Annotated in this window: 22 protein-coding genes and 1 pseudogene; 3 read left to right on the top strand and 20 right to left on the bottom strand. The window is 35.2% G+C overall.

The window, feature by feature from the left end; genetic code table 11:
- Positions 1–184: 184 nt before the first annotated feature.
- The 6 genes from KHY58_RS00115 to KHY58_RS00090 all read right to left on the bottom strand — a co-directional run bounded on the left by KHY58_RS00115 (position 185) and on the right by KHY58_RS00090 (position 10,170).
- Positions 185–3,631, bottom strand: a complete 3,447-nt coding sequence (locus KHY58_RS00115) for a pyruvate carboxylase (RefSeq protein ID WP_008600728.1) — start codon at positions 3,629–3,631, stop codon at positions 185–187.
- Between the two features lie 281 nt (positions 3,632–3,912).
- On the bottom strand, positions 3,913–5,262 hold the full coding sequence (locus KHY58_RS00110; RefSeq protein ID WP_008600727.1) for a M18 family aminopeptidase: 1,350 nt from the start codon (positions 5,260–5,262) through the stop codon (positions 3,913–3,915).
- Between the two features lie 234 nt (positions 5,263–5,496).
- Positions 5,497–6,897 (bottom strand): anion permease, encoded by a 1,401-nt coding sequence (locus KHY58_RS00105; protein WP_008600725.1) that lies wholly within the window; start codon positions 6,895–6,897, stop codon positions 5,497–5,499.
- A gap of 236 nt (positions 6,898–7,133) precedes the next feature.
- Entirely contained in the window at positions 7,134–7,967 is an 834-nt protein-coding gene (locus KHY58_RS00100) for an Mrp/NBP35 family ATP-binding protein (RefSeq protein WP_004697392.1), read from the bottom strand.
- A 120-nt stretch (positions 7,968–8,087) separates the two neighbouring features.
- Entirely contained in the window at positions 8,088–9,281 is a 1,194-nt protein-coding gene (locus tag KHY58_RS00095; protein ID WP_278471423.1) for a PLP-dependent aminotransferase family protein, read from the bottom strand.
- Between the two features lie 151 nt (positions 9,282–9,432).
- On the bottom strand, positions 9,433–10,170 hold the full coding sequence (locus KHY58_RS00090; protein ID WP_004692970.1) for a TVP38/TMEM64 family protein: 738 nt from the start codon (positions 10,168–10,170) through the stop codon (positions 9,433–9,435).
- Between the two features lie 303 nt (positions 10,171–10,473).
- Between KHY58_RS00090 and KHY58_RS00085 the strand changes: the two genes are divergently transcribed.
- Complete coding sequence (locus KHY58_RS00085; RefSeq protein ID WP_278471420.1) at positions 10,474–10,866, top strand: thioesterase family protein; 393 nt, start codon at positions 10,474–10,476, stop codon at positions 10,864–10,866.
- Positions 10,867–11,022: 156 nt separating this feature from the next.
- Here the strand turns inward: KHY58_RS00085 and KHY58_RS00080 are convergent, their stop codons facing one another.
- Complete coding sequence (locus KHY58_RS00080; protein WP_278471418.1) at positions 11,023–12,045, bottom strand: branched-chain amino acid aminotransferase; 1,023 nt, start codon at positions 12,043–12,045, stop codon at positions 11,023–11,025.
- 287 nt (positions 12,046–12,332) lie between these two features.
- On the opposite strand from KHY58_RS00080, the gene KHY58_RS00075 reads away from it, so the two are divergent.
- Positions 12,333–12,995, top strand: a complete 663-nt coding sequence (locus KHY58_RS00075) for a fumarylacetoacetate hydrolase family protein (RefSeq protein ID WP_278471416.1) — start codon at positions 12,333–12,335, stop codon at positions 12,993–12,995.
- A 172-nt stretch (positions 12,996–13,167) separates the two neighbouring features.
- Here KHY58_RS00075 and KHY58_RS00070 read toward each other — a convergent pair whose 3' ends face one another.
- The 11 genes from KHY58_RS00070 to KHY58_RS00020 all read right to left on the bottom strand — a co-directional run bounded on the left by KHY58_RS00070 (position 13,168) and on the right by KHY58_RS00020 (position 23,016).
- Entirely contained in the window at positions 13,168–13,665 is a 498-nt protein-coding gene (locus tag KHY58_RS00070; protein ID WP_278471413.1) for a methylated-DNA--[protein]-cysteine S-methyltransferase, read from the bottom strand.
- Positions 13,666–13,767: 102 nt separating this feature from the next.
- The gene (locus KHY58_RS00065) at positions 13,768–14,547 is read right to left on the bottom strand and encodes a protein-ADP-ribose hydrolase (protein WP_123138004.1); all 780 of its coding nucleotides are present in this window, start codon (positions 14,545–14,547) and stop codon (positions 13,768–13,770) included.
- Between the two features lie 108 nt (positions 14,548–14,655).
- A complete protein-coding gene (locus KHY58_RS00060) occupies positions 14,656–15,423 on the bottom strand; it encodes a putative quinol monooxygenase (RefSeq protein ID WP_278471410.1) in 768 nt (255 codons plus the stop codon).
- 10 nt (positions 15,424–15,433) lie between these two features.
- Entirely contained in the window at positions 15,434–16,774 is a 1,341-nt protein-coding gene (locus KHY58_RS00055) for a B12-binding domain-containing radical SAM protein (protein WP_058948460.1), read from the bottom strand.
- A gap of 129 nt (positions 16,775–16,903) precedes the next feature.
- Positions 16,904–17,389 (bottom strand): prolyl-tRNA synthetase associated domain-containing protein, encoded by a 486-nt coding sequence (locus tag KHY58_RS00050; RefSeq protein ID WP_058948459.1) that lies wholly within the window; start codon positions 17,387–17,389, stop codon positions 16,904–16,906.
- A gap of 89 nt (positions 17,390–17,478) precedes the next feature.
- Positions 17,479–18,501, bottom strand: a complete 1,023-nt coding sequence (locus tag KHY58_RS00045) for a DMP19 family protein (protein ID WP_024062155.1) — start codon at positions 18,499–18,501, stop codon at positions 17,479–17,481.
- A 125-nt stretch (positions 18,502–18,626) separates the two neighbouring features.
- The gene (locus KHY58_RS00040) at positions 18,627–20,138 is read right to left on the bottom strand and encodes an SMI1/KNR4 family protein (protein WP_058948458.1); all 1,512 of its coding nucleotides are present in this window, start codon (positions 20,136–20,138) and stop codon (positions 18,627–18,629) included.
- A gap of 28 nt (positions 20,139–20,166) precedes the next feature.
- Entirely contained in the window at positions 20,167–20,637 is a 471-nt protein-coding gene (locus KHY58_RS00035; RefSeq protein WP_024062119.1) for a hypothetical protein, read from the bottom strand.
- Between the two features lie 105 nt (positions 20,638–20,742).
- The gene (locus tag KHY58_RS00030; protein ID WP_024062120.1) at positions 20,743–21,141 is read right to left on the bottom strand and encodes a hypothetical protein; all 399 of its coding nucleotides are present in this window, start codon (positions 21,139–21,141) and stop codon (positions 20,743–20,745) included.
- 28 nt (positions 21,142–21,169) lie between these two features.
- Positions 21,170–22,231: an ankyrin repeat domain-containing protein gene (locus KHY58_RS00025; protein WP_058948457.1), complete on the bottom strand. Its 1,062-nt coding sequence runs from the start codon at positions 22,229–22,231 to the stop codon at positions 21,170–21,172.
- A gap of 368 nt (positions 22,232–22,599) precedes the next feature.
- On the bottom strand, positions 22,600–23,016 hold the full coding sequence (locus KHY58_RS00020; RefSeq protein WP_044117164.1) for a hypothetical protein: 417 nt from the start codon (positions 23,014–23,016) through the stop codon (positions 22,600–22,602).
- A 288-nt stretch (positions 23,017–23,304) separates the two neighbouring features.
- On the opposite strand from KHY58_RS00020, the gene KHY58_RS00015 reads away from it, so the two are divergent.
- On the top strand, positions 23,305–24,243 hold the full coding sequence (locus KHY58_RS00015) for an IS30 family transposase (protein WP_058948456.1): 939 nt from the start codon (positions 23,305–23,307) through the stop codon (positions 24,241–24,243).
- Between the two features lie 198 nt (positions 24,244–24,441).
- Here KHY58_RS00015 and tnpA read toward each other — a convergent pair.
- Both tnpA and KHY58_RS00005 read right to left on the bottom strand, forming a co-directional pair.
- Positions 24,442–24,905, bottom strand: a pseudogene (tnpA, locus tag KHY58_RS00010) (IS200/IS605 family transposase).
- 199 nt (positions 24,906–25,104) lie between these two features.
- Positions 25,105–25,518: a YjdF family protein gene (locus KHY58_RS00005; protein WP_024062706.1), complete on the bottom strand. Its 414-nt coding sequence runs from the start codon at positions 25,516–25,518 to the stop codon at positions 25,105–25,107.
- Positions 25,519–25,599 lie beyond the last annotated feature (81 nt).

The raw sequence follows: 25,599 nt of genomic DNA, 5'->3' as shown, positions 1-25,599 counted from the left end.
TTTCTACTAATCATTCTAAAATAACGCATAATACGCCCATTTTCTCTATATTATATAGTACCATGAAACCCTTGAAAATACAAAGAATCCCTAGGATTTCCTAGGGATTCTTCCATTATTCTTCAATTTTTCATCTTATGAAATACTTGAGAAATAATATTTTTAATTTTAAATGATTGTTAGCTTATCGTTTTAAAGCATCTTCAATACGAAGCAAGCAGTCACCAGATTCGATACGGCTACCTTCACGTACAAGGATTTCTTCTACGATACCGTCGATAGGAGCTGTAATTGTTGTTTCCATTTTCATTGCTTCTGTAACGATCAATGGTTCACCTTTAGTTACAGATTGACCATTCTTAATAAGGATCTTAACAACGGAACCAGACAATGTAGCACCAATTTCACCAGGGTTAGATTCATCCGCTTTGCGACGAACAACACCAGTTGTCTTAGCATGTTTATCATGAACCTTAATGCTACGAGGTTGACCATTAAACTCGAACAATACGATGCGATTACCATCTTCATCAGGTTCAGAGAAACCATTCATCTTGATAATCAGTGTTTTACCTTTTTCAATGGTTACTTGAATTTCTTCGCCCCGTTTCATACCAAAGAAGAATGTTGGAGTATCTAATACAGATACATCACCAAAGTCTTTTACAAATTTATTGTAATCTTGGTAAACCTTAGGATACAAGCAATATGCACTAATATCTTCATCAGTTGTTTGGGCTCCCATTTCGCTTAATTCATGACGAATATGTTCAAAATCTGTTGGAGGTAATACAGCACCAGGGCGAACTGTGATTGGGCGAGCACCTTTCAAGATGATTTTTTGTAATTTTTCAGGGAAGCCTTGATATGGAGTACCAAGACGTCCTTCAAAGAATTCAACTACGGATTGAGGGAAATCCAATACATCGCCTTTTTCGTAGATATCTTTTTCAGTTAAGTTGTTTTGTACCATGTACAATGTCATATCCCCTACCACTTTAGAGGATGGTGTAACTTTAATGATATCACCAAACATCATGTTTACTTGGTGGTACATTTTCTTAATATCTGTCCAACGATCACCAAGCCCTACCATTTTAGCTTGTTGTTGCAAGTTAGAGTATTGTCCACCTGGCATTTCATGTTGATATACTTCAGTATTAGGATATGCTTCTGCTTTATCTACACCTTTGTAATATGGTCTGATACTACCAAAATAATGAGACATTTCTTCCATATAGTCGATGTTCATTTCTGGTTGACGTTCATGACCAGACAATGCATAGTACATGGAATTCATGCTAGGTTGAGAAGTACCATTAGCAAAAGCAGAGTACGCTAAGTCGATTACATCAACACCAGCATCTACAGCGCGGCCATATGTATAGATAGAGTTGCCAGAGCCTTCATGAGTATGCAAGTGAATTGGAACAGAGACAGCATCTTTCAAGGCAGATACCAAGTTATAAGAAGCTTGTGGTTTTAAAAGGCCGGCCATATCTTTAATGGCAATAATATTGGCACCAGCTTTTTCAAGCTCTTTTGCCATATTTACATAATAGTCCAAGTTGTATTTTGTACGAGCACCATCAAGGATATCGCCAGTATAGCACAATGCAACTTCAGCTATTTTATTTTGTGCACGCACTTCATCGATAGCAACATGCATATTATCAAGACTATTCAAGCTATCAAATACGCGGAATACATCAATACCATTAGCAGCAGCCCGTTGAATGAATTGACGAACTACGTTGTCTGGATACGATGTGTAACCTACGGCATTTGCACCACGAAGAAGCATTTGAAGCAATGTATTTGGCACTTCACGACGGAACATGCGCAAACGCTCCCACGGATCTTCATGTAAGAATCGGTATGATACGTCAAAAGTAGCACCCCCCCAACATTCTAAGGAGAATAAGTTAGGTACACCTTTTGCAGCATGACCAGCTACGCGAGCCATATCGATTGTACGAAGACGTGTAGCAAACAAGGATTGATGGGCATCACGCCAAGTGGTATCAGTGAAGAATACTTGTTTTTGTTCCGATAACCATTTACTGAATTTATCTGGTCCAAGTTCATCAAATTTTTGTTTTGTACCAGATGCTGGACTTACATCCAAAGTAGATGGCATTTGAATCGGTTCAAAGTCAGGAACCTCTTGAGCCCCTGCACCAGAATAGCCATTAATTGTAACATCAGCAATGTAACGTAATAATTTAGTACCACGGTCACGATCTGGTTTCAATTCGAATAATTCAGGATGTTCTTCAATGAAGTTTACATTGTAAGAACCACTTTGGAATTCAGGATGTTCCAATACATTAATCAAGAAGTGAATATTTGTTTTTACACCGCGAATACGGAACTCTTTTAAGCAACGAAGCATTTTACGAATAGTTTCTTCGTTGTTAGGACCAAATGCTGTCGCTTTCACAAGCAAGGAGTCATAGTAAGGTGTTACAACGGCACCTGTAAAAGCATTACCAGAATCAAGACGGATACCAAAACCACCAGAGCTACGGTACGCTAAGATTTTACCGGTATCAGGCATAAAGTTGTTTTTAGGATCTTCTGTGGTAATACGACATTGGATAGCAGTGCCTTTACAAGGAATTTTATCCTGCTCAGGAATACCTACTTCAGGGCTATGTAAACTAAAGCCTTCAGCGATTCTAATTTGAGCATGAACAATGTCAATATCTGTAATCATTTCTGTTACAGTATGCTCTACTTGAATACGTGGATTAACTTCGATAAAGTAGAAGCTACCATCAGCAGTTACCAAAAATTCTACAGTACCTGCATTCACGTAGCCAACATTTTTCATGATTTTAACGGCAGCATCACATACAGCTTTACGAGTTTCTAATGATAACGCAAAGGCTGGCGCCATTTCAACTACTTTTTGGTGACGACGTTGAACAGAGCAATCACGTTCATGCAAATGAACTACATTGCCATGTTCATCACCTAAGATTTGAACTTCAATATGTTTAGGCTCTACGATAAGTTTTTCTACATATACATCATCATCGCCAAACGCAGCTTTCGCTTCAGATTTAGCACGATCATATGCATCTCGAAGATCTTCTTTATGATGAACTTCACGCATACCACGACCGCCGCCGCCATTAACGGCTTTAATCATCAATGGAAAACCATGTGTATCAGCAAATTCTTCTAGTTGAGCATAATCTTTTAAAGCCCCATCAGAACCTGGGATCATCGGAATTTTTGCTAATTTAGCTTGCTCACGAGCATTTACTTTATCACCAAACATATTCAAATGCTTGATTTTAGGCCCAATAAAGATAATTCCTTCTTCTTCACAACGACGAGCAAAGCCTTCATTTTCAGATAAGAAGCCATAACCTGGATGGATAGCATCGATGTCATGTTCTTTTGCAATACGGATGATATCTTCAATATCAAGATATGCGTCAACTGGTTTTTTACCTTCCCCTACGAGATAGGCTTCATCGGCTTGGTTACGGTGCAAGGATAATGTATCCTCTTTAGAGTAAATGGCTACAGTTTTAATTCCCATTTCATTACATGCACGGAACACGCGGATCGCAATTTCTCCACGGTTGGCAACCAATACGGATTTAATTTTTCTCATGTATTGCCTCCTACTAGCTTCCACAAATGTGAACTATCAGCTTTCATTTTTATTAATATATGAATATTTCCTATACTTATAGATAAATCAATATTGAGGAAATCCTCATCAAAATTTATGATGAGGTTTTATATTCATAATAATATATACTTATTATACAATATTTTCATTATATTTAAAGGATTATACCAATTATGAAAGTATAAAATATATTTTTTACTGTTCATTACAAAAAATCATATGTCTTTCAATAATGCACATCGAATAAATTCCATTTTATATTACTTACCACCTAGAAAATGATTCATTAATCGATTTAATTGCTCTTGATCAGCTGCCCCCATCAATTCTCTAGCTGAATGCATTGCTAAAAGAGGCAAGCCTACATCAATAGTACGCATTGGTAACATAGCTGATGAAATGGAACCTACTGTAGATCCACCTGGAATATCCGAACGATTTACATAAATCTGATACTGTGCATCCGCTTCTTCACAAAGGCCTTTAACGATAGCAATGGCCTTAGCATCCCCAGCGTAAGATTGGCTACATGCAATCTTAAGGGATAGCCCTTTATTAAGTACAGGAATATTCGTAATGTCATTTTTCTCTGGATAGTTTGGGTGTAATCCGTGTGCTACATCGGAGGAAATCATAAAGCCTTTAGAGATAAAGCTGTCCATCTCTTGATTAGAATATCCTAATGCGTCATACACGCGTTTAACGAGATTTGGTAATATCATGCCAGCCCCACCTTGTTTCGTACGACTGCCCACCTCTTCGTTATCAAAGAGTATAGCACAGCGAACACCATTAACATTCATTTTTTTGGCTTGAATAATACCAGATAATACACTAAAGCAAGATGTTAAATTATCTAAACGAGGTGAGCTAATGAAATCACCTTCCGTACCGAGTACACAGCCTTGTTCCGTAGGATATAAAGTCATTTCATAAGATAATATTTCGGAAGGATCGCAATCTACTTCATCAGCTAAAAACTTTGTCCACTCATCGTATTGAGTATCTGATTCTGAAAATAAACTTGGATTATTTCTATTATTTAAAGGTTTTGTAGGATTATCTTCATTATTACGTTCCATCATCAATATAGGAAGCATTTCTTTTTGACGATTTAGTTTAACCCCATCATTAACAGAGCGATTCATATGAATAGCTAGGTTTGGAACAATAGCGATAGGCCGTTTTGTATCGACTAGAACAGAATCTACGTCAAAGGCATTTTTTCCTTTTAACACAACCGTACCTGCTGCACCTAATGGACGATCAAGCCATGTATTTTCTATAAGACCGCCATACATTTCTACATTTAACTTTGTGTATCCTTTCATAGAGGTTATAGGGTTTGGTTTAACACGAATAGCAGGAAAATCTGTATGAGCCGACGCAATACGTAATGTATGTTCTGGTTTCTTCCCTATATGAAAGGCAAATAAGGTGGTGCCGAACACGTTAACTACATAAGAACCAGAGTCTAACTGCCACTCATCTTCTAAACTGAGCTCTGTAAATCCTGAGTCCAATAGCATTTGTAAACTTGTATCTACTGTGTGATACGGAGATGTACAAGCGCCAATATACTTTAATAATTGTTCATTATCAAACTTCATAGGTCCCTCCTATGCACAAATCATATAAAATTTGTACAATTAGCTTGAATAATTTATTATGTATATTATTTTACAATATTTACATTAATTATCTATTAACTACTCATATTTTATCACAAAAAGCCGCCCCTATCGGGACGGCTTTTTATATACGATGTAAATGCATAGTACACTAAGTCTAATAGGTTTAAAGTACATGCCATTACAATCCTATAAAATTGTCAGTACTAAATTTTACCACATACCAATCAACTTCATCCATACAGAGCCAAGACCCATGAAGATAATTAAGTTGATTACAGATGTGAAGAAACCAAGTTTCCACCATATATTTTGAGGAACATAACCAGTATTAAAGATTACTGGAGATGGACCTGCTGCATAGTGAGTCAAAGACATACACAAGTTAGATGTGAATGCAATCATCAACAATGTCAACATAGGTGGGGCACCTGCAGAAATAGCGATTGCAGAGAATGCTACGAACATCGCAGAAATATGTGCTGTTAAGGATGCAAATACATAGTGAGCATATGTATTAACAAGAACAGCTACAACAAAGGCAATTACCCAAGAGCCTTCTGGAATATAACCACCCACTTGAACTGTAGCCCATTTGATAAAGCCCAATTTGGAAAGGAATCCGGCAAAGCCCATCAATGTACCCATCCAAACCAATGTATCCCAAGCACCCTTTTCACTCTTAACATCGTCCCAAATTAGAACGCCTGTAGCAAGTAAAATAGAAATACCTAAGAATGCAACAGTTGTAGCATCAAGTTTTGTAAATTGAGACGTAGCCCACAATACTAATGCTAAAATAAATACGCCAAGCATTACCCATTCTTGGAAAGAAATCTTGCCAAGACCTTTTAACTCTTCACGAATCATTTGTTGAGCTTCACGAGCATCTTTGATTTCCGGTGGATATACTTTATAAATGAAATACGGCATAATAATCAATGCAATAATACCAGGTACGATAGCTGCCATAGCCCAGTCGCCCCATGTAATACCAATACCAAAAGATTGAAGCGCTAATGCTGCAACCAATGTATTACCAGCCATGGATGTTTGGAACATCGCAGATGTAATCGTATTTACTTGGTAAATTGATTGCATCAAGAAAGAACCAATTTTACGAGGTCCATCTTGTGGTTCAGAACCGAAAGCTTTTGCTAAGCTAGTTGTAATTGGCATGATTACACCGCCTACACGAGCTGTGTTAGATGGTGTTGCGGGAGCTAAAATCAAATCAGACAAAGCCAATGCATAGGCCAAACGCAAGGAGCTACTACCAAAAGCAGAAATCAAATTATAAGCAATACGTTTCCCCAAACCAGTTTTAATAAAGCCACGAGAGAATAAGAAAGCACCTACAATTAGCCAGATTGCAGAGTTAGCAAAACCTGAAATACCTTCACTAATCTTTAATGTGCCTGTCAATGCAGCAACAGTAATAACAACGATAGATACGCCACCAATCGGTAACGGCTGAGTAATGAAGCCTACGATAGTAGCTACAAAGATTGCAAATAAATGCCATGACTGAGGAGTTAATCCCTCTGGAGTTGGAACAAACCACAGACCTAAACCAAAGGCTGCTGGAATGATCCAGTTCAATAGTTTTTTCATACACATACGTCCTACATAGGAAAACATTAAAATTAAACCAATATATGCCAATACACCCTATAGTATCATGTTAAGAAAAATAAAAATCTATACTAACTATGTTCAGCATATCTGTAGTAAGAGAATTAAAGATATAATTCTATCTTCCTTCCATAAATATAACATAATTCACCATAAAAAGATGTGATAAAAAGCTGTGCATTTATAAATACACAGCTTTCATCATCATATGAATCCTATTCAGGTAGAGATACGTCCTCTAAATTTGTTTTTTCGATAGACTCAATATCACCTTTATCGCAAAGGTTTGCAATAGTTGGGTCAATTGGTAAACGGTTCAACAATAATAGACCGTATTTTTGAAGGATTTCTTCGATGTGGCTTTCACCAAAAATTTGATAATCCTTACCGTTATCTGGGCAATGGAAGTAAGAGTAGTTTTCCACCACACCAATAATAGGCACTTGCATTAAATCAGCCATTTTAACTGCTTTTTCAACAATCATGGATACCAAGTCTTGAGGAGATGTAACGATAATAATACCGTCCAATTTCAAGGATTGATATACAGTAATCGCTACGTCACCTGTTCCCGGTGGCATATCAACAAATAAATAATCGATGTCTTTCCAAATAACATCTGTATAAAATTGTTTTACTACATTACCTAAAATAGGACCACGCCATAAAACAGGATCTGTATCGTTTTCCAAAAGGAGGTTAACAGACATAACGTCAATACCGCCTTTAGATTTTACAGGATACATACCGATTTCGTCAGCATATGCCTTTTCCTTAATGCCAAACATCTTAGGAATAGAAGGACCTGTAATATCCGCATCGAGGATACCTACTTTGTAACCTTTACGCGCCATTGTAATGGCCATCAAGCTGGTAACGGAGGATTTACCTACGCCACCTTTGCCAGATACTACACCAATTACATGTTTAACAGAACTAAGCTCGTGTAATTGAGCTGTAAGATCTTGAGGTTGTTGAGACGCGCCACCACCGCAACCAGAAGATTGAGATGGGCATCCGCCACAATCACTGCTGCTACCGCAACCCATAGTAAACACCTACTTTCTTTGAGGCTATACCTCACATCTATATTAAAAACTTTTTTATATGGTAAACACAATGTATCTACGCCTACATTGTATCACGTTATATCAAAAATTATCAATATATTACTCACCACAAAATTCTTTAGTTAACCCGCCGAGAATTTCCATCCCCTTTGTAATTTCCTCTACTGTTGGTACCGTATAGCTCAAACGAAATGCATGACCTGCTCCTGCTCCATCTGCTGCAAAGGCACCACATTTAATAATCCCAACATTGCGGTCCATACAAGTTTCAAAGAATACATCACAATCTACATCCTCAGGCATCGTCATCCATGCAAACATACCACCTGTAGGTTGTGTCAAATGAACTTTAGAACTCGCATACTTTTTAAAAGCGTTAAGTAAAGCTTCACATTTCATTTTATATACTTTTCGTACATTATCTAAATGAGCATCGTAATCAATGGTATCAAGAACCTTCGCTACCACCTTTTGAGTTACTAATGGCATTTGACCGGCCGTATTATTTTTTAATGCTTGGATAGCTTCAATAATTTTAGCTGGACCAAATAAGAAGCCGACACGCAAGCCTGCAGATAATGTTTTAGAATAAGAACCTGCATACAGAACACGATCTTCTGTGTCGAAGGATTTGAACGTTGGAATGTATTCTCCGGCAAAACGAATTTCACCATATGGATCATCTTCATAGATAAATAAATCATATTTAGATGCAATAGCATAAATCTCCTTACGGCGCTCTAAAGGCATAGTAATGCCTGTTGGATTTTGGAAGTTAGGAATTAGATAAATATATTTACCTTTACCAGATCGAGCCGCTTTTTCTAACTCACCTGGAATCATACCATACTCATCAGTTTTAATACCTATTGCTTTACCGCCCATGTTTCGCACAGAGTTAATAGCACTGGTGAAAGTAAATTCATCCATGTACACTTCATCGCCTGGTTCTATAACTGTGATTGGTACAAGACCTAATAATTGACCTGCACCATTGGAAATAATGAGACCTTGTCCTTCCGGATTCATCTTATGAGTTTGTACTAAACGTTCTAATGTAAGTTCTGCTAAATGTGCATCACCTTGCATTGGACCATATTGTAAAAGACTCATAGGATTAGAATGCACAACTTCATCAAAAGCCTTTTCGATGATCTCGACAGGAATTGCTTCTGGCGCAGGATTACCAATACCAAAGCTAATAAAGCCTTCCACACCTATACCACGTTCAAATACTTCACGAATAAAATTAGGACCTTTCAAGGTTACACGTTCAGGAAAAGAAAAGCTCATACTATCGCCTCTTTCATATATACTATGTAGAAAACACTTCTAAGTAGAAAATATTACTAACATCAAGAATTAAGAATATTACATTATTAAAACGTAAGCAGCCTATAGTTAATTAGTTATTTTGTAATGCCTTACCTAATTAGACTTTATATTACGCATTAGGATCATGCTCTTGTTCCGCATTTTTCTTATTAATATAGTTCTTATATACTTTCCAAAGAATGAAGTATACAACACCTGCAACAAGAACAATAATTCCTAATCGTCCCATATTTTCTTGGAAATTTACAATATCTGTACCAATAGCTACCTCTAAAGCCGTAGATGGAAATTTACCAATCAAGTTTGCCAATATATAATCTCTAGGTTTGATTTTACTAATGGCCCCTAAGGCGGTAATGACCCCAGATGGAAAATACGGTAAGGATCGTGCAAATAACATGACCACAAAACCATTTTTACCGGAAAAATCATCTACTTTCATCAATACCGTACTCTTAGCAATCAACTTGTCCGCTGTATCACGTAAGAAGTAACGCATAATATAAAAGCTAATGACTACACCAATTGTTTCAGCCAACCAAGAAATAATGATCCCTGGCCACATACCAAATACTAAACCATTAGCTGTAGATATGAAAATTGACGGTAAAAAGCCTACGGCGTTAACAAAAATATCGAGGACCATACTCACCAACATGGCCATAGGGCCAAAACTTTGAATATACTCCGCTACCTCTTCCATAGAGCCACTTGTTGCTAAGTGCCACATGGTCGGATAAAATGTAGGATCTACAATATTTATAATAATTAATAAAACAATAAAACCTATGCCTGCTATTAACTGTACCCAACCTTCACCAGAAGGTTTTAAATTTCTTTTACTCATATATACCTCGTATTAAAAAGACTAGCTTCATTATATCACGTATTCTATAGAAGAGTTATAACTAGTTACATTTCTTTAATTCTAATTTGAATAGCAATTTTAATACTCTATTTATCTAATTTCTACCAGTTAAAACTATTGTTTTTAGATTATAAACATTCTATTTTCTAAGATACTACCAGTTAAAAATAATTATTTTTAACTGGTAGTATCTTCAAAATATATATTTTAATAGCATAATAATTAACTTTAGATGTATAATACTAGTATAATGAGAATATTCTAAGTGAAAGAAGGTATAATATGGTATCAGCAGGTCAAACAGCTACAGCAACAGTTATAGTAACTGAATCTAATATTGCAAAAACAATGAAGTCTGGTTCTTTAGAGGTCTTTGCTACACCAGCGATGTGTGCACTTATGGAGGAAGCTGCACAAGCTGCAGTACAGCCATATTTAGAGGACGGTGAAGGCACAGTAGGTATCTCCCTATCTATTACTCATGAGGCCCCTACGCCTTTAGGCGCAACAGTAACAGCAAAAGCTACTGTAAGTGCTGTAGAAGGTCGTAAAATAACATTCGATATTGAAGCCTCTGATGGTGTTGGTATTATTGGTCGTGGCACACATGAACGATTTGTTATTAACAACGAAAAATTTATGACTAAGGTGCATAGTAGAGCAAAATCTAACTAATAGTCTACTATTTTACTAATAAGTTTATTGCTAATATCTTATTTACTTTATTAAAATAATAAAATACAAAAAATGGCATCTATCAAATGATAGATGCCGTTTTTATTTACATATTAGTTTCTATTTACATATTAAATTATATAATCTACTAAAGGATTAGCAAATTTTAACTACCCAGCCTTCAGGAGCTTCGATTTCACCATGTTGAATGCCAAGTAATGTGTCATATAATTTTTTAGTGATAGGACCCATATCATCCATGCCAGCAGGTACATTAATGGTACCTTCTGGAGTATCGATTTGGCCTACTGGAGAAATAACAGCCGCTGTACCACAAAGACCAATTTCAGCAAAATCTTTTAATTCATCTTTACGAACAGGACGATGTTCTACAGTCATACCAAGGTAGTGTTCTGCTACATACATCAAAGAACGACGTGTAATGGATGGCAATATACTATCAGATTTAGGTGTAACTAATTTACCATCTTTAGTAATAAAGATGAAGTTAGCACCACCAGTTTCTTCTACATGTGTACGAGTAGCCGCATCAAGATACATATTTTCTGCATAGCCTTTATTATGAGCATCAGTGATAGCATACAAACTCATAGCATAGTTCAAGCCAGCTTTAATATGCCCAGTACCATGAGGAGCTGCACGATCAAAATCAGTGATACGAATTTTGATTGGTTTAGCACCACCTTTGAAGTAAGGGCCTACTGGTGTTGTAAACACACGGAATTGATATTCATCAGCAGGTTTTACACCGATAACGGAGTTTGTACCCATCATGTAAGGGCGAATATAAAGGCTTGCACCATGACCATATGGAGGAACAAAGTCTTTATTTGCTTTTACAACTTCTTTTACAGCTTCGAGGAAACGACCTTCAGGTAATGTAGGCATTACAAGGCGTTCACAGGATTGATTCAAACGTTCTGCATTCAAATCTGGACGGAAGCATACGATATGACCATCTTTTGTGTAGTATGCTTTCAACCCTTCAAAGACAGTTTGAGCGTATTGGAATACTCCAGCACATTCATTAAGGACAACGTTAGCATCAGTAATTAAACCACCTTTGTCCCATTTACCATCTTTATATGTAGTCAAATAACGGTATTCGGTTTCTACATAACCAAAACCGAGATTATCCCAATCGATATTCTTGCTCATAACAATAACCTCCATTTATATTGATATACACTTAATCTTATCACTATCATCTTGTATTTTCAATAGATTCTATAGAGATGATAAATTATATATACAGATATAGTATCTATTAAGATATATCATCTATACATAGGTAACATATTAATAGATATGTATATTATCAAATAGGCCACCAGCTATACTATCGTTGAATATAAAAATTGTTTCTTTACAGTATAGCTGCCGCCCTATTTATATTATAATAATTTCAGATATACATTATCCTATTTTACTAGGAGGTCCCTATTATGAACGAAAATAAACATTTTTTAATTCCTAATCCTAAAAGTATCATTTGTATTGGCCTTAACTACGCTGATCATATTGCTGAAACTAGTCTAGCTACACATGATTTTCCAGAAATCTTTATGAAAACATCAAATGCTCTTGCAGGTAATCATGATACAATTACTATTGAAGACGAAACTTTCCATTACGATTATGAAGGAGAATTAGTTATCATCATCGGTAAATCTGGTAAAAACATATCTCCTGAAAAGGCAATGGAACATATCTTAGGCTATACCATTGGTAACGACGTATCTGCCCGTACATTACAGTTTAGAGGTTCTCAATGGATCCTTGGCAAATCGTTTGATCACTTTGCTCCTATTGGTCCTAATATTGTATCTCCTGATGATTTTGACTTTGAAAGTGCTACTATTACGACAACAGTAAATGGTGAAATACGTCAACAAGCAAAGCTAGAACAAATGATTTTTAAGCCTTATAACATTATTGCCTTCTTATCAACATATATGACACTCCAAGAAGGTGACATTATCTTTACAGGTACGCCTAGTGGTGTAGTATTAGGTAAGAATGAAAGTAAGTATTCTTGGTTAAAACCAGGAGATATTGTTACAGTTTCCATAAGCGGTATTGGTACCTTAGAGAACAAATTTATTTAAAATAAGTACATTGTTAAAGTATTGTATTTGCTCGTATTCTAATTATTACGATATCTATTTACATTACAACTAAATATATCTAAACGCAAAAAAAGATTACTTCTATATATGTCTAACTATACATAGAAGTAATCTCTTTTATTATTATCTATGTTTTATATTTACTATTACTTTATTTATGCTCCGACTCTAGGTCTAGCATATATTTCTTGCGTTCAATGCCCCCTGCATAGCCTGTTAACTGTCCATTACTGCCAATAACACGGTGACAAGGAACGATGATAGAAATCGGATTGTGCCCTACGGCACCCCCTACGGCTTGAGCAGACATCTTTTCTTTACCTTGTTTTGTAGCAATCTTTTTACCAATATCTCCATAAGTCGTAGTCTCCCCATAGGGAATTGTCTGTAATATAGACCAGACAGACTTGCGGAACTCTGTTCCCTCTAACTCAATTGGTGGTGTAACAAAAGGTTTTCTACCAGAGAAATATTGATCTAACCACATAATAGTCACCTCAAAAGGGCCTGTTTTTTGTTCTATATAATCTGCATCATCATACGTAGGCGCGTGACTTTCATCAACAAAAAACAAATCTGTTAAGTATGATAATGTACCAAGCATAACCATAGTTCCTAATGGGCTTTCATAGGTGTATTTATAATTCATAGTACATTAACTCCTTCTTAAGATAACAAATCATTCAATACCTTTTGTATGTCATTATTAAATGATACAGCATTTTTATGAATTTCAAAAGGAGTATGTTAGTTATCCCAATAGTTTGTTGTAGATGTCATAATCTATATCCTTATATACATTAAATACCACTTGTATTTTGCTATTAGTTTCTTTTAAATAAGTACGCACCGTATCAATAGCAATTTGTGCGGCCTCTTCATTCGGAAATCTGAATTCACCGGTAGAGATACAGCAGAATGCAATAGAGTGTAAGTTATAAGCATTAGCCAACTCTAAGCAGGAGCGATAGCAAGAGACTAATTCATTTCGCTCTTTATTTGTTACCTCTTCGTAAATAATAGGTCCAACAGTGTGAAGTACATGTTTTGCTGGTAAATTATACCCATAGGTCATTCGAGCTACACCAGTCTTTTCAGGCATATCTAAATACTCAATCATTCTTGCACATTCCATACGAAGCTCAATACCAGCAAAGGTATGGATAGCATTATCGATACATTTATGGTTAGGCGCAAAGCATCCAAGCAATTGATTGTTGGCTGCATTAACAATGGCGTCAACAGCTAGTCGAGTAATATCACCTTGCCATAAAAAGATTTGAGACTCTCGCTCTTCCATATCATGAATTGTGATGATGCCCTTTTCATGGGCTAATGTATTTAAATATTCATCCTCTATCTTCATCCATTCAGCGGGCATGGCTCCTGCAGGACGAATATTACATAGTGCTCTAAATAGAGTAAACTGTTCTTCTTCACTTACGGGAATATCTATATGTTCCTTATGTTTCTCTTTATATTCTGCTACTAATCTCTCTAAAAGATAGCGTAATCGTTCTTGCTGTGTCATATATAACTCCTAAGTAGAATTAACTAGATTATAACCTATTATATAGTAAAAAACTGCTAGCACATAATATGCTAGCAGTAACTTTACTGATTAGTATTATATCAAAAACTAAGGTCTAACAAATGATTGACCACCATGGTTTACAAGGATATCCCCAGCTAATACTTTAGTAGTAACCCCTTGTAGACTACCTTGAATTTGGCTCATCATAAAACGATAACCTGGGCTGTTCAAATGTTTAGTAAGAGCATCTTGATCGCTATAGATCTGAATGACGTACCAGCGATTTTTTGCGTTTCTTTCACGAAGCACATAACCAGCTTTATAACCCGCATCATCTCGAACGGCACGTTCCATATCTAGTTGATATTGTCGTTGTACCGTATCGATTTCATTGCTATCAACAGTAAACTCAGTTAAGGTCACTACTGCCTTACCATCATTTACAATGGATAATGCTTCTTTCTTTTCAAATAAAAGTACAGACTGCACATCGTACATCTTACGATTTGTTAATTTAGAACCGACTTCATTAACAAATGTTTGATAATGGTCAGATTTGCGATGTGTTTCAATAGCAGCTAAATCTTTATAGATTTCAACTACATAAGACTCCGAAGGATTACCTTTTACATGCGCCACATTCATGGACAATGTATTAGGTTCTTTTTCCATAGATGCTGTCAGATTAGCTACACCTGCACTATTATAAGTGCCTTGTAACTCTACAGGTACTTCGAAACGATACATACCTACGCTAGGTGCTGTATCTACAGATTGATCCCGTTCCATAACAAGAGCTGCAAAAGATGTACTTACACCTAATACGGCAATAGCAGATGTTAGTACAATACGTTTTAATAAATTTTTATTCATATATACTCCTTTACATATATCTTGATAACTTCTCGGCAAACAAACCAATACGCTTATAAGTTAACAACTCACATACTCTTGATGTAAATTGTCCAAATCTACGGTAAAAGAAATTAAAAGTTAGATATGCTGGTATTGTACTGATAGTTTTAGGCAAGCGACGAAATATATTTTTTATGGAATATAACTCTTTATAGATCCAAAGATAGCCTTTTTCTAATTCTTCTTTAGACATACCTAACGGTGATACAACTACGTGAGACGTATTATATTTTGATAAATCATAATCAAAAATTCTATTTTGAGCTTCCATTCTCTTGTAGAATTCAGTACCTGGGTATGGTGTGACAATATGTGATGTAATTGTATCAATTTTCTGGCTAATAATCCAATCTAACGTATTTTTAAAAGTCTCTGGTGTATCTCCATCTAAGCCAAATACAAAGCTAGCATTAACCATAATACCACGCTTATGTAATTCGTTAATAAGTCGTTCAAACTCTTCACGATTATTCTGCATTTTATGAACGCTAGATAAAGATTGAGGGCTGATACTTTCAAAACCAATAAATAAACTCTGACAACCAGTTTCTTTCATTAAATCCATCAATTCAGGGTGTTGCCCTATTTTCATAGTAACCGCTGCATTCCAGTTTAACTTCAAAGGTTTAATACGTTCTAAAAACTGTTTAGTCCAAGAAATATTACCAATAAAATTATCATCAATAAACATAATATGTTTTGTACCTAATCGTTTGATATCTCCCAACACATCCTCTATATTGCGATTAATATATTGGTGTGTTCCAGAGCTATTATAGCAAAAATCGCACTTATGAGGACAACTTCTACTAGTAGAAACAACGTTATACCATAAGTAATCGGTCTTATCTATCAAGTCATATGCAGGTGATGCAATATCATCTCCAGATTCTAAAGGCGCAGAAACATATTGAGATTGCAACCGACCATGTTTAGCATCTTCTATAATTTGAGGCCATGTATTTTCTGCGAAACCTATACAAAGACTATCAAATGCCTCCTTAGGTACGGTATCGAATGCTGTCGTAATATGTATACCACCAGCAATCACCTTAGCCCCTTTCTTTCTATATATAGCTGCAATTTCAATTGCTCTAGGCAATACATCAACAGTCACCGCAATACCTACTAAATCAGGTACATCATTAAAATCTAGTTCTCTAATATTTTCATTTTCAATTGTGACCTCACACTCATGCCGAATAATATTAGCCACAGTTAATAACCCTAAATGTGGGGACATACGTATTTTTAAATCTGTATCCATAGGACGCTTCAACATACGTGGTTGAATCAATTTAACTTTCATATAAAACCTCTTATATAACAAATGCTTTTACATTATTATAAAAGATTATGAGTCCTTTTGCATATAAAAACATCCTATCTATTAAAACTATATTGAGTAATATTAGTTCCAACAAATAGGATGTTAAGCTTATATTGTTATATATTCAATAGTTGTACCATGCTCTTCAATAAGTTTAACTAGTTCTTTGCCTTGAAGCCACACAGTCGCATCATTTTGGTTCGGATGTATGCCGATTACATTATTTTCGTAGTCCGCATCAATATAATAATGGACCTTACGGTCCTCATCATGGAGCAAGCAAAATGGAGATACGTGACCTGGTTTAATCTTCAATATATCCCATAGTTCTTCTTCAGAACCAAAGGAAATTTTTTTAAGTTTGTGGTCCTTACGAAATTGTTTTAAATCTACACGCTTTGATCCACGAACAGTAATTAAATAGTAATGCTCTCGTTTATGATCTCGTATAAATAAATTCTTCGCATCCCAATCAGGATATGGCAACTGCACATTTGGCTTATCGTCCATACTAAATAATGGTGCGTGATCTGTAATTTCAAAATCGATATGATGGTCACGCAAACAATCATATACGCCTTGTTTATCTAACATGTAATACCTCTAATACATCGGTTATTCTTTGTGAAAGTAACTAGCATAATGAAAGTATCTATTATATCTAGCTAAATATATCTCCAAAATTAGTTTGGAATCGTATAGGTTCCATCAAATACAAATAAATGAGGGTTCTCATGTACAAATACATCTTCAAAGATACCATCATATGTATATACTGCATCATCTTTTTCATCGAGAAAATCAAAGAATTCTGGATTATTCTCAGATTGTTGTAATAAGTACCATCGTTCCGCTCTATCAAATGGTACAGTACCACCAAAGAAATCTAGTACTGATTGGAAATTATCTGCCAACTCTTTCATATTGAATAGACGCAACCCCACTAAAGTATCTTCCCATACGATACCTGTAGAGTTATAGAAAAACTGGTGATGACCACCATTATTGACCTCAGCAAAATACCAACATATTGCATTAAGATATCGTTGCTCTAATGTAAACTCTTTAGATGTTTCTATATAATCATCATAAGAGCCATAAATATTTATGGTCCAATATGCAGGTTCATTAATAGTCCACATATCATCAGTTTCTTTAATTTCTTCAACAGTTATAGTCCGATGCTGAGATACACCTCTCCTATTCTTCTGTTTTTCGGCTACGTATTTACTATAAGCAGAACACAATTCTGGGTAATCAGACTCACACCTTTCAAAATCTATCTGCATATAACACATATCAATAATCTCAAAAAAATATCCTGTTATATTATTTCGATTCTCACTAACAGCTAGGCGTATACCATTATCTACAAGTGCTAGCATATGTTGCATATTATTGGATGTATAAACCTCATGATTATTAGAAACAATAGCGCCATAGGAGTAAGCACAGCGATAATACCACACAGCATCTCTATACTCTTCATCTATAGAGTTTAATACCTTGATAGCTTCTTCCGGTTTATCATTATTGTTATACGCTCTACCAAGCTCACCTAATAAAGGTACAGGTAGATTCTCGATGCCCACACCAGTTAATGTCTCAATAATCAGCTCCTCTTGTCCTATATCATTAAGATCTTTAATAGTTTGTAATTGCGCCTCTTCAGAAAAAGATAAAAAACGTTCAACACTTAACGACATACAATACGCATCCCTTCATCCCAATTAATATGTATATGAAATCATTCTAAAGTAGTAATATTAACCAACACACAAAACAATAAACTTTACTTAATGGTGATTGATTTATAAGATGGGTTATTTACTTAGCTGCCACAACATACATAAAAGACAGGGATACCATCTTCATTATCGATGAGGCCATGTCCCTCGCACTCATGTCCCTCGTATTCTATGCCTTCATAGAATATATGATCGCCTAATTCTTTATTGGCCATTAAATTTTGTAACTTAAAGGTAAGTTCTTCTCCCGTAAAATATTTACCATTATCAGCAGTAATATGGGCCATGATTTCTACTTGCCACATGTTATCTTCTTTTTCTTCTTCTAGTAACTCTTCACCGTTTAAACGTTCATTATTATGAAGCTGATTTTCACTTTCTATCCATGCTTCATAAGTCACTAAAATTTCAGGCTCTTCTAATAGCGCTAATGCACTTTCCTTAGCGCCATACTCAGCATACTCCTCTAATATTTGATTAAACTCTTTAGAAAAATTCTCTTTAGTATATGATTTTTTATTGAATACCCAATGCACTGCACTGTAAGAAGGATAGTTATCCTCTGATATTTCAAGTTGCTCTGCGTCAAGTTTATTAATTTCAGCATTTTGGCTCTTATTAACGAACGTTTTAATCGTTTCAAAAATCATAGGATAATCCTTTTCATACTCACTTGGCTTTATAAAAGATAAAATATATTCTACCACTTCACAGCACCAGCTCAATTGTTTTTCTAAGTGTGCTTCTTTTGTCTTTTTCATAGCAGTTTCAATTAACTGTAAAGCTTGCTGCACATGTTCAGAATGATAACTTTCACCATGTGCTAAAGAGGCATGCGCATAACCCTTACGATAATACCAAGACCAATCACGGTAAGACTCATCAATACGTTCAAATAACTCAACAGCCTCTGCTGCACGGTCATTATTGTTGTAGATACGTCCTAAGGTACTTAACAATATAGGAGATAAATTATCGATGCCTATATTAGTTAAAAGTTCCATAGCACGATCAATATCTAGGTCCTCTTGTTCATTAATAAGTTTTACCTTATCCTCATCACTTAACGCTTGAAACTCTTCATCCGTAATGTCTTCTATGCTTATATATAATTGCTTAATAAAATCCCCAAAACTATCTGCTAAAAGAGTGATAGAGTAATCCCCTTCTTGGTCTACTCGGACTACCTTAGGCTCATCTGTAGGACCACACTCACGATAATCGAGAAAAATCATATCGTGACCGCCAGAAATCGTATCCGCCACCACGACACCAATAGGAGGATATTCCCATTTAGACATCCAAAATTCGTTGCCAAATTCTCCAAAAATAGATTTCTTTTTATCTCTATCAATGCCATATATGCCTGTCACATATACACACTCACCATCATTATTAATAAAGCAGTTCTTATTCAATACACCGCCATTATGATTGTTAAGTAATTCAATATATGCTGCAGGTAATGTATAGCCTAGCTCAGTTTCAGCATCTTTAATATCCTTATCGGTAACAGGTTTACCTATATAGGATTCAAATGCATAATCAACATCGTTCCAAAATCCGGTCCAATCAAAGTCTTTTAGATTACTCATAATACTCGCTCCTAGTTAATAGATTATTTTAACCAAATGGTTTCTCATCACTGTAATATTCTTTAATTAAAGCTTTTACCCTGCGTCGTATCAAAATGGTATCAACCATATAGGAAAAAATGATATAAGGAGATACATTTATAATCGCTATAGGGGCTAAAATAAGTGCTACTCTCAATAAGTCAAGGGAATATGCATACCATTTAAAATCAATGGTATTTAAAATTGGTGTGACATAGTCAAAGACTTTTATCTCCCATTGCATTAAGGAGTTTAATTCTTCACTAGTTCCTAATAGCCAAACAAAACTTACAGCAAAGATCAGACAATATAATATACCAACTGGAATCAATATCTTCGCTCTCTTTTTTAATAGCTCACGGCAAATCGCATCTTCTTCCTCTGGTGTTACATCATATACCATATTGTATTGAATCTGAATCCGTCTAAATCGATAGCGAATATACTTATATAAGAGGTTATTCGGTCTGTATAACATGATATGCTCCACATATACGTCATAATGGGGAAAACATTAAGAATATATCAGCCATCTACGGCAAAATAATACAAATCTTGGATTAGTCATTTTCAATATCCTTTACTAGCTTTCCGTATTATGTCTTAAATCTAACACGATTTCCCAGCTATCTAATGCTGGAACCTTATGATGTGCAATAAAATCTTCTATTATCTGTAATACCTCTTGATGGCCCAATTCATTTTTACCATATATGATAGCGCCCTGCTCGCCATCATTAGTTACACTAAGTTCTATATGTAATAAATCAGTATCTTCATCACAGCAAACTTGTACAAAGTTATACTGTTTATTATCTATTGAGATTTTATTTGATGGGGATACAATCACAAAATCTTGCTCTTGATCCTGAATAGCATATAGATTTTGCTCAACTTCATTCAGTGTAATACCTTCATATTTATAGGTACCTATATCAATTGACCAATTTGTATATGTTTTCTCAAATGAATCTGTCGTCATATGTATCGCCTCTCCTTTACAATATAGACTAAAATAAGGTTTCTAATTGACCTGACATATCCGCCATAAATTCATCAAATTTACAAAGTTCTCGTAACTCTTGATGTTCTATATCATAGCAACTTATCTTCTTAGTTTTAGTGTCCCATACAATTTGCCAATCGTTATACTCGCCTAGTTCTTTAGATAAACGCAATAGATTACGGCGACCTAATTTAAATGGAATTGTATCAATAAGTGGGAAGAACTCTATAGATATAAAATCGGAGTCTGGTAATTCAAAGTAAAGATGTTCACCTTCTAAAAAATTCACTAATGCTTTTGGTAATTTAAATGGCTTTAACTGATCTATTTTATTCTGTATATCATGGAACTCCGTAGGCTCTAAGGATTTAAAATACTCTGCCATTTCCATATCGCCTTTTTCAACGGCAATGCTATAGGGACGCATACCATCCTTTTCTGTGATGGTAACGTCAGCATTATGTTCTACCAAGTATTTGCACATCTGTAAATCCACATAACGAGCCGCAACGCACAATGGGGTTGGCTTAAAGGGATATACAGAATCAGGCTTATTGTAATTAATATCTACACCATTATGAATAAAGAAATCTAGAACCTCATAATTTCTATCTGTAATGATATTTCTGAAAGCTTTACCGCCATACTTCTGTACCGTATGACCTAAGTCATGAATAATTTGTAGGTTCTCATATTTCTTGCCATATAAAGCAGCTTGAAAAGCATCTACTTTCACACGGTTCAAAGCGTGAATATTAGCACCATGAGCCACAACATAGTCTATACTCTCTTTATTACCATACTGTACCGCTAATAAGAAACTTGGATTTTCTTCATCATTAAGATTAGCACCATGTTCTACTAACCATTGAATACTTGGCAAGCAACACATGACAAGAGCTAATTCTAAAGGTGTATGCTCACTATATTCATCAATTTCTATGACTTCATGAATATCCCAACCAGCCGCTAACGCCGACACAAGTGCAGGTAGATTACCCTCAATAATATCCGTCACTATTTTAGGCACAGATTCAAACGTACCTAAATCTTTTAACTGTATCATATATCTCTCCCATGAACTATATTTTTTAAATGATTATCACTAATTACATTATATTATATTTATAAGTATGAGTGTATAGTAAAAGCCCCTCGTATAAGCGAAAGGCTATCATATACCAAATACAATTCTAAAATCTCAATTTATCTTTTTCATAACGAAATAACAAGAACATTAATAAATTTTAATCCATGCACATTTAAAAATTGCATTCCACAGATAGTCTATTTACCATGACGCTTAGAAAATAGACAGATAGTCTCTTTATCACTTTTCTATCATGCTCTTTAATAGCTTTCGAAGATTTTCAAATCTAATCTCAGCCACAAAACGCACCACCTTCTATTTTGATAAAACTAATCTTATAAATATTATCTAACAGCTTCAAACTCTTCACAATTCAGTTTTGCTTTTAAATCTCTAAAATATATTTTTTGTTGTCGTTTCAAATACAAACTTATAAATGGCTTAAATATTAGTTTTTTAGAGACAACAGTTTCTGTAAAATCTAGAATCGTTTTATCATCCTCCACATAGAACTTTCCGACCCAAGCCCCCTTAATATTTTTATTTTCTATCTCAAATATCCATGACTGGTATTTAATACATTCTGTAATTCTAAAATAAGTTTCAACTCCATTCTTGGTAATCTCTATAAAGTTATTCTCATCTATAATTCTTACATCTTTTAAATCACTTCTCCAGGAAAAATCCTTTAGATTCGTCACTGTATCCCACACTACTTCTATTGGATATAGTAATGTAGCTCTCATATTAGACACTGCCATAGTAATCACCTCAAATATATTAGAAAAACACATAATCAATAAAAGATGAATTAAACTCTTTAACCTACTTACATATCACTCCATACCCATTAGTAAAATTCATATTAATATAAGTAGCATTCATAACATGATAATATTCAGATACATATTCCAATGCTATACTTAAAATAGTGTATTTTTATTTATTTGATGAATTGTAAAATATATTGCGACAAATAAAAAGACTCATATTGGAGATCTCGTGTAAAATGTAAATAACCACAACTACATGACACGGAGGTCTCTAATATGAGCTATATACATCTTACCATAGAAAAACGAAGTCAAATAGAAGTTTTACGAAGAGAAGGATACTCTGTTCGTAGGATTGCTAGCTTAATCGGGGTTCACCATTCTACTGTAGCAAGAGAATTAAATCGCGTTGAAGGTGAATATTCTGCGATTAAAGCACAACAATTAGCAATTAGTGAGTCTGCTAATAAAGGCAGACCAACAAAGTTAACACCTCAATTAGCGGCTTTAATTGAATCCAGGTTACAACAAACTTGGTCTCCAGAAGAAATAGTTGGTGCTGAATTAGTTGGAGTTCTAAGCTTTAAAACAATTTATTCTTGGATCCATCGTGGTTTTCTTGCTGTAACAGAAACAGTACTTCGCCGGAAAGGCAAAAAGCCTGGTACACAAGAAAAGCGTGGACGGTTCAATGTGAAAAAGACCATTAAGGACCGACCTCAAGAAGTTGAAAACCGTAAGACTTTTGGTCATTGGGAACTAGATACAATGGTGTCTTCTAGAGGTCAAAGTAAAGGTTGTTTAGCTACATTTGTTGAACGTAAAACTCGATTTTATGTAGCAATAAAAATGGATGACCGAACTAAGGATTCTATGTTTTTAGCTATTAGTTCCCTATACAACACATTAACAAGTAAATTACTTAAAACCTTTACAGTGGACCGTGGTAAAGAATTTGCGTGCTTTGAACAGGTTGAAAACGAGTTTGGGATACCAATGTATTTTGCTGATGCCTATGCAGCATGGCAACGTGGCTCTAATGAAAATAGTAATGGTTTACTTCGAGAGCTTTTTCCTAAGAAAACCGATTTAGCTAAAGTAACACTAGATAAACTAACAGAAGCACTAGTGCTGATTAATAATCGACCTAGAAAATGCCTTAGGTTTAAAACACCATTTGACATGTTTAAACATGAGATTAAAAAATTGATTTAATTTTGTCGCATTACTTATTGCAATTCATCATATACAAAAGGAATTTCCAACACAATCATAACCACCCGTAGAACGGGTGGTTTGCTCTGACCCTATAAGGGTCTTTCTCTAATGGTGGCCCTCTAAAGAGGGCATTGAATGATCTGACAACCACTCTATTACCACTGGCTACCCCCTACTCGGGGGCTTTTATTTTGCCTATTTTACTGGCTCACCCGTAAACGGGTCGGTATATTCTTTAAAGTTTAATGTATCTTGTGCTATATCCTCTTGTAGTTGATTGCGAACATACTTTTTATCGCTCCTTCATATCGTCCCACCGTATCCACATAATATCCTCTACACCAGAAATGTCTATTTCCATACTTATATTTTAAATTTGCGTGTCTATCGAATATCATGAGGCTACTTTTGCTTTTTAAATATCCCATAAAACTCGATATACTTAAATGTGGTGGAATCGTTACTAGCATATGGATATGATCTGGACAGCATTCTGCCTCGATAATTTCTACATTTTTTCTCTTACATAAATCTCTTAGAATTTTACCTACATCAGCTTTTATCCGACCATAAATTATTTATCTTCTATATTTTGGAGCAAAAACAATATGATATTTACATCTCCATTTACTATGTGATAAGCTTTTTACGTCATTCATTGACAGTGAACCTCCTATGTTGAAATGTTGTGGTTGCCAGACCAACTCCATTCTAGCACTAGGAGGTTCTTTCCTTTTCTCTAAGAATTTTTACTGACCTCAGTTTAACTGGGGATTTAGTTATGCCTATTCGGCGTACAAGTAAAAACAGCTCTTTTTATACGAAAAGAGCTGTTCTATTTTATGAAAGAGAAAGTCACTAGTGACCTTTGTGCTTCTCTCTACGTTTTTGCTGCTTGCGTTCAAATTTCTCTTGTTTGAGGAATTGCTTTTGGACACTAGATTGATGTTTTGAAATCTTTTTCCTTTCCTCATACTGCAACTGCAATAGTTCTTTCGACTTAGAAGAAACTTTCTGCTTTACCTGCTTCTTTACAACACGTTGTAGGCGTTTCGGATTCTTAATCTTCACATACTGTTTGACTGTTGACTCTGAACTAAAAGATAAGCGAGCAAACTGAGTTTGTAAAATCTCAAGAATTTCATCATCTTTCGGTTCCTGACCAAATGTCACACGACAAACTTGATAAGTTTCCTGATACGCTTGTTCAAACAATCCATGCCAAAATCCATCTTCAAAATAAACTGTCAATCTAATTGAAATTGTTTCCACGACAGCACCTCCTTAAATCTATCCCTAAGAATGGACAACCAAGGAGGAAGGTTACTGATAGGCTTGCCTACGTCTGGACTA

This window comes from Veillonella parvula (genome assembly GCF_018366295.1).
GTDB lineage: Bacteria > Bacillota > Negativicutes > Veillonellales > Veillonellaceae > Veillonella > Veillonella parvula_P.
Note: the sequence above shows the minus strand (reverse complement) of the source record. Positions and strands in the feature narration are given on the sequence as shown.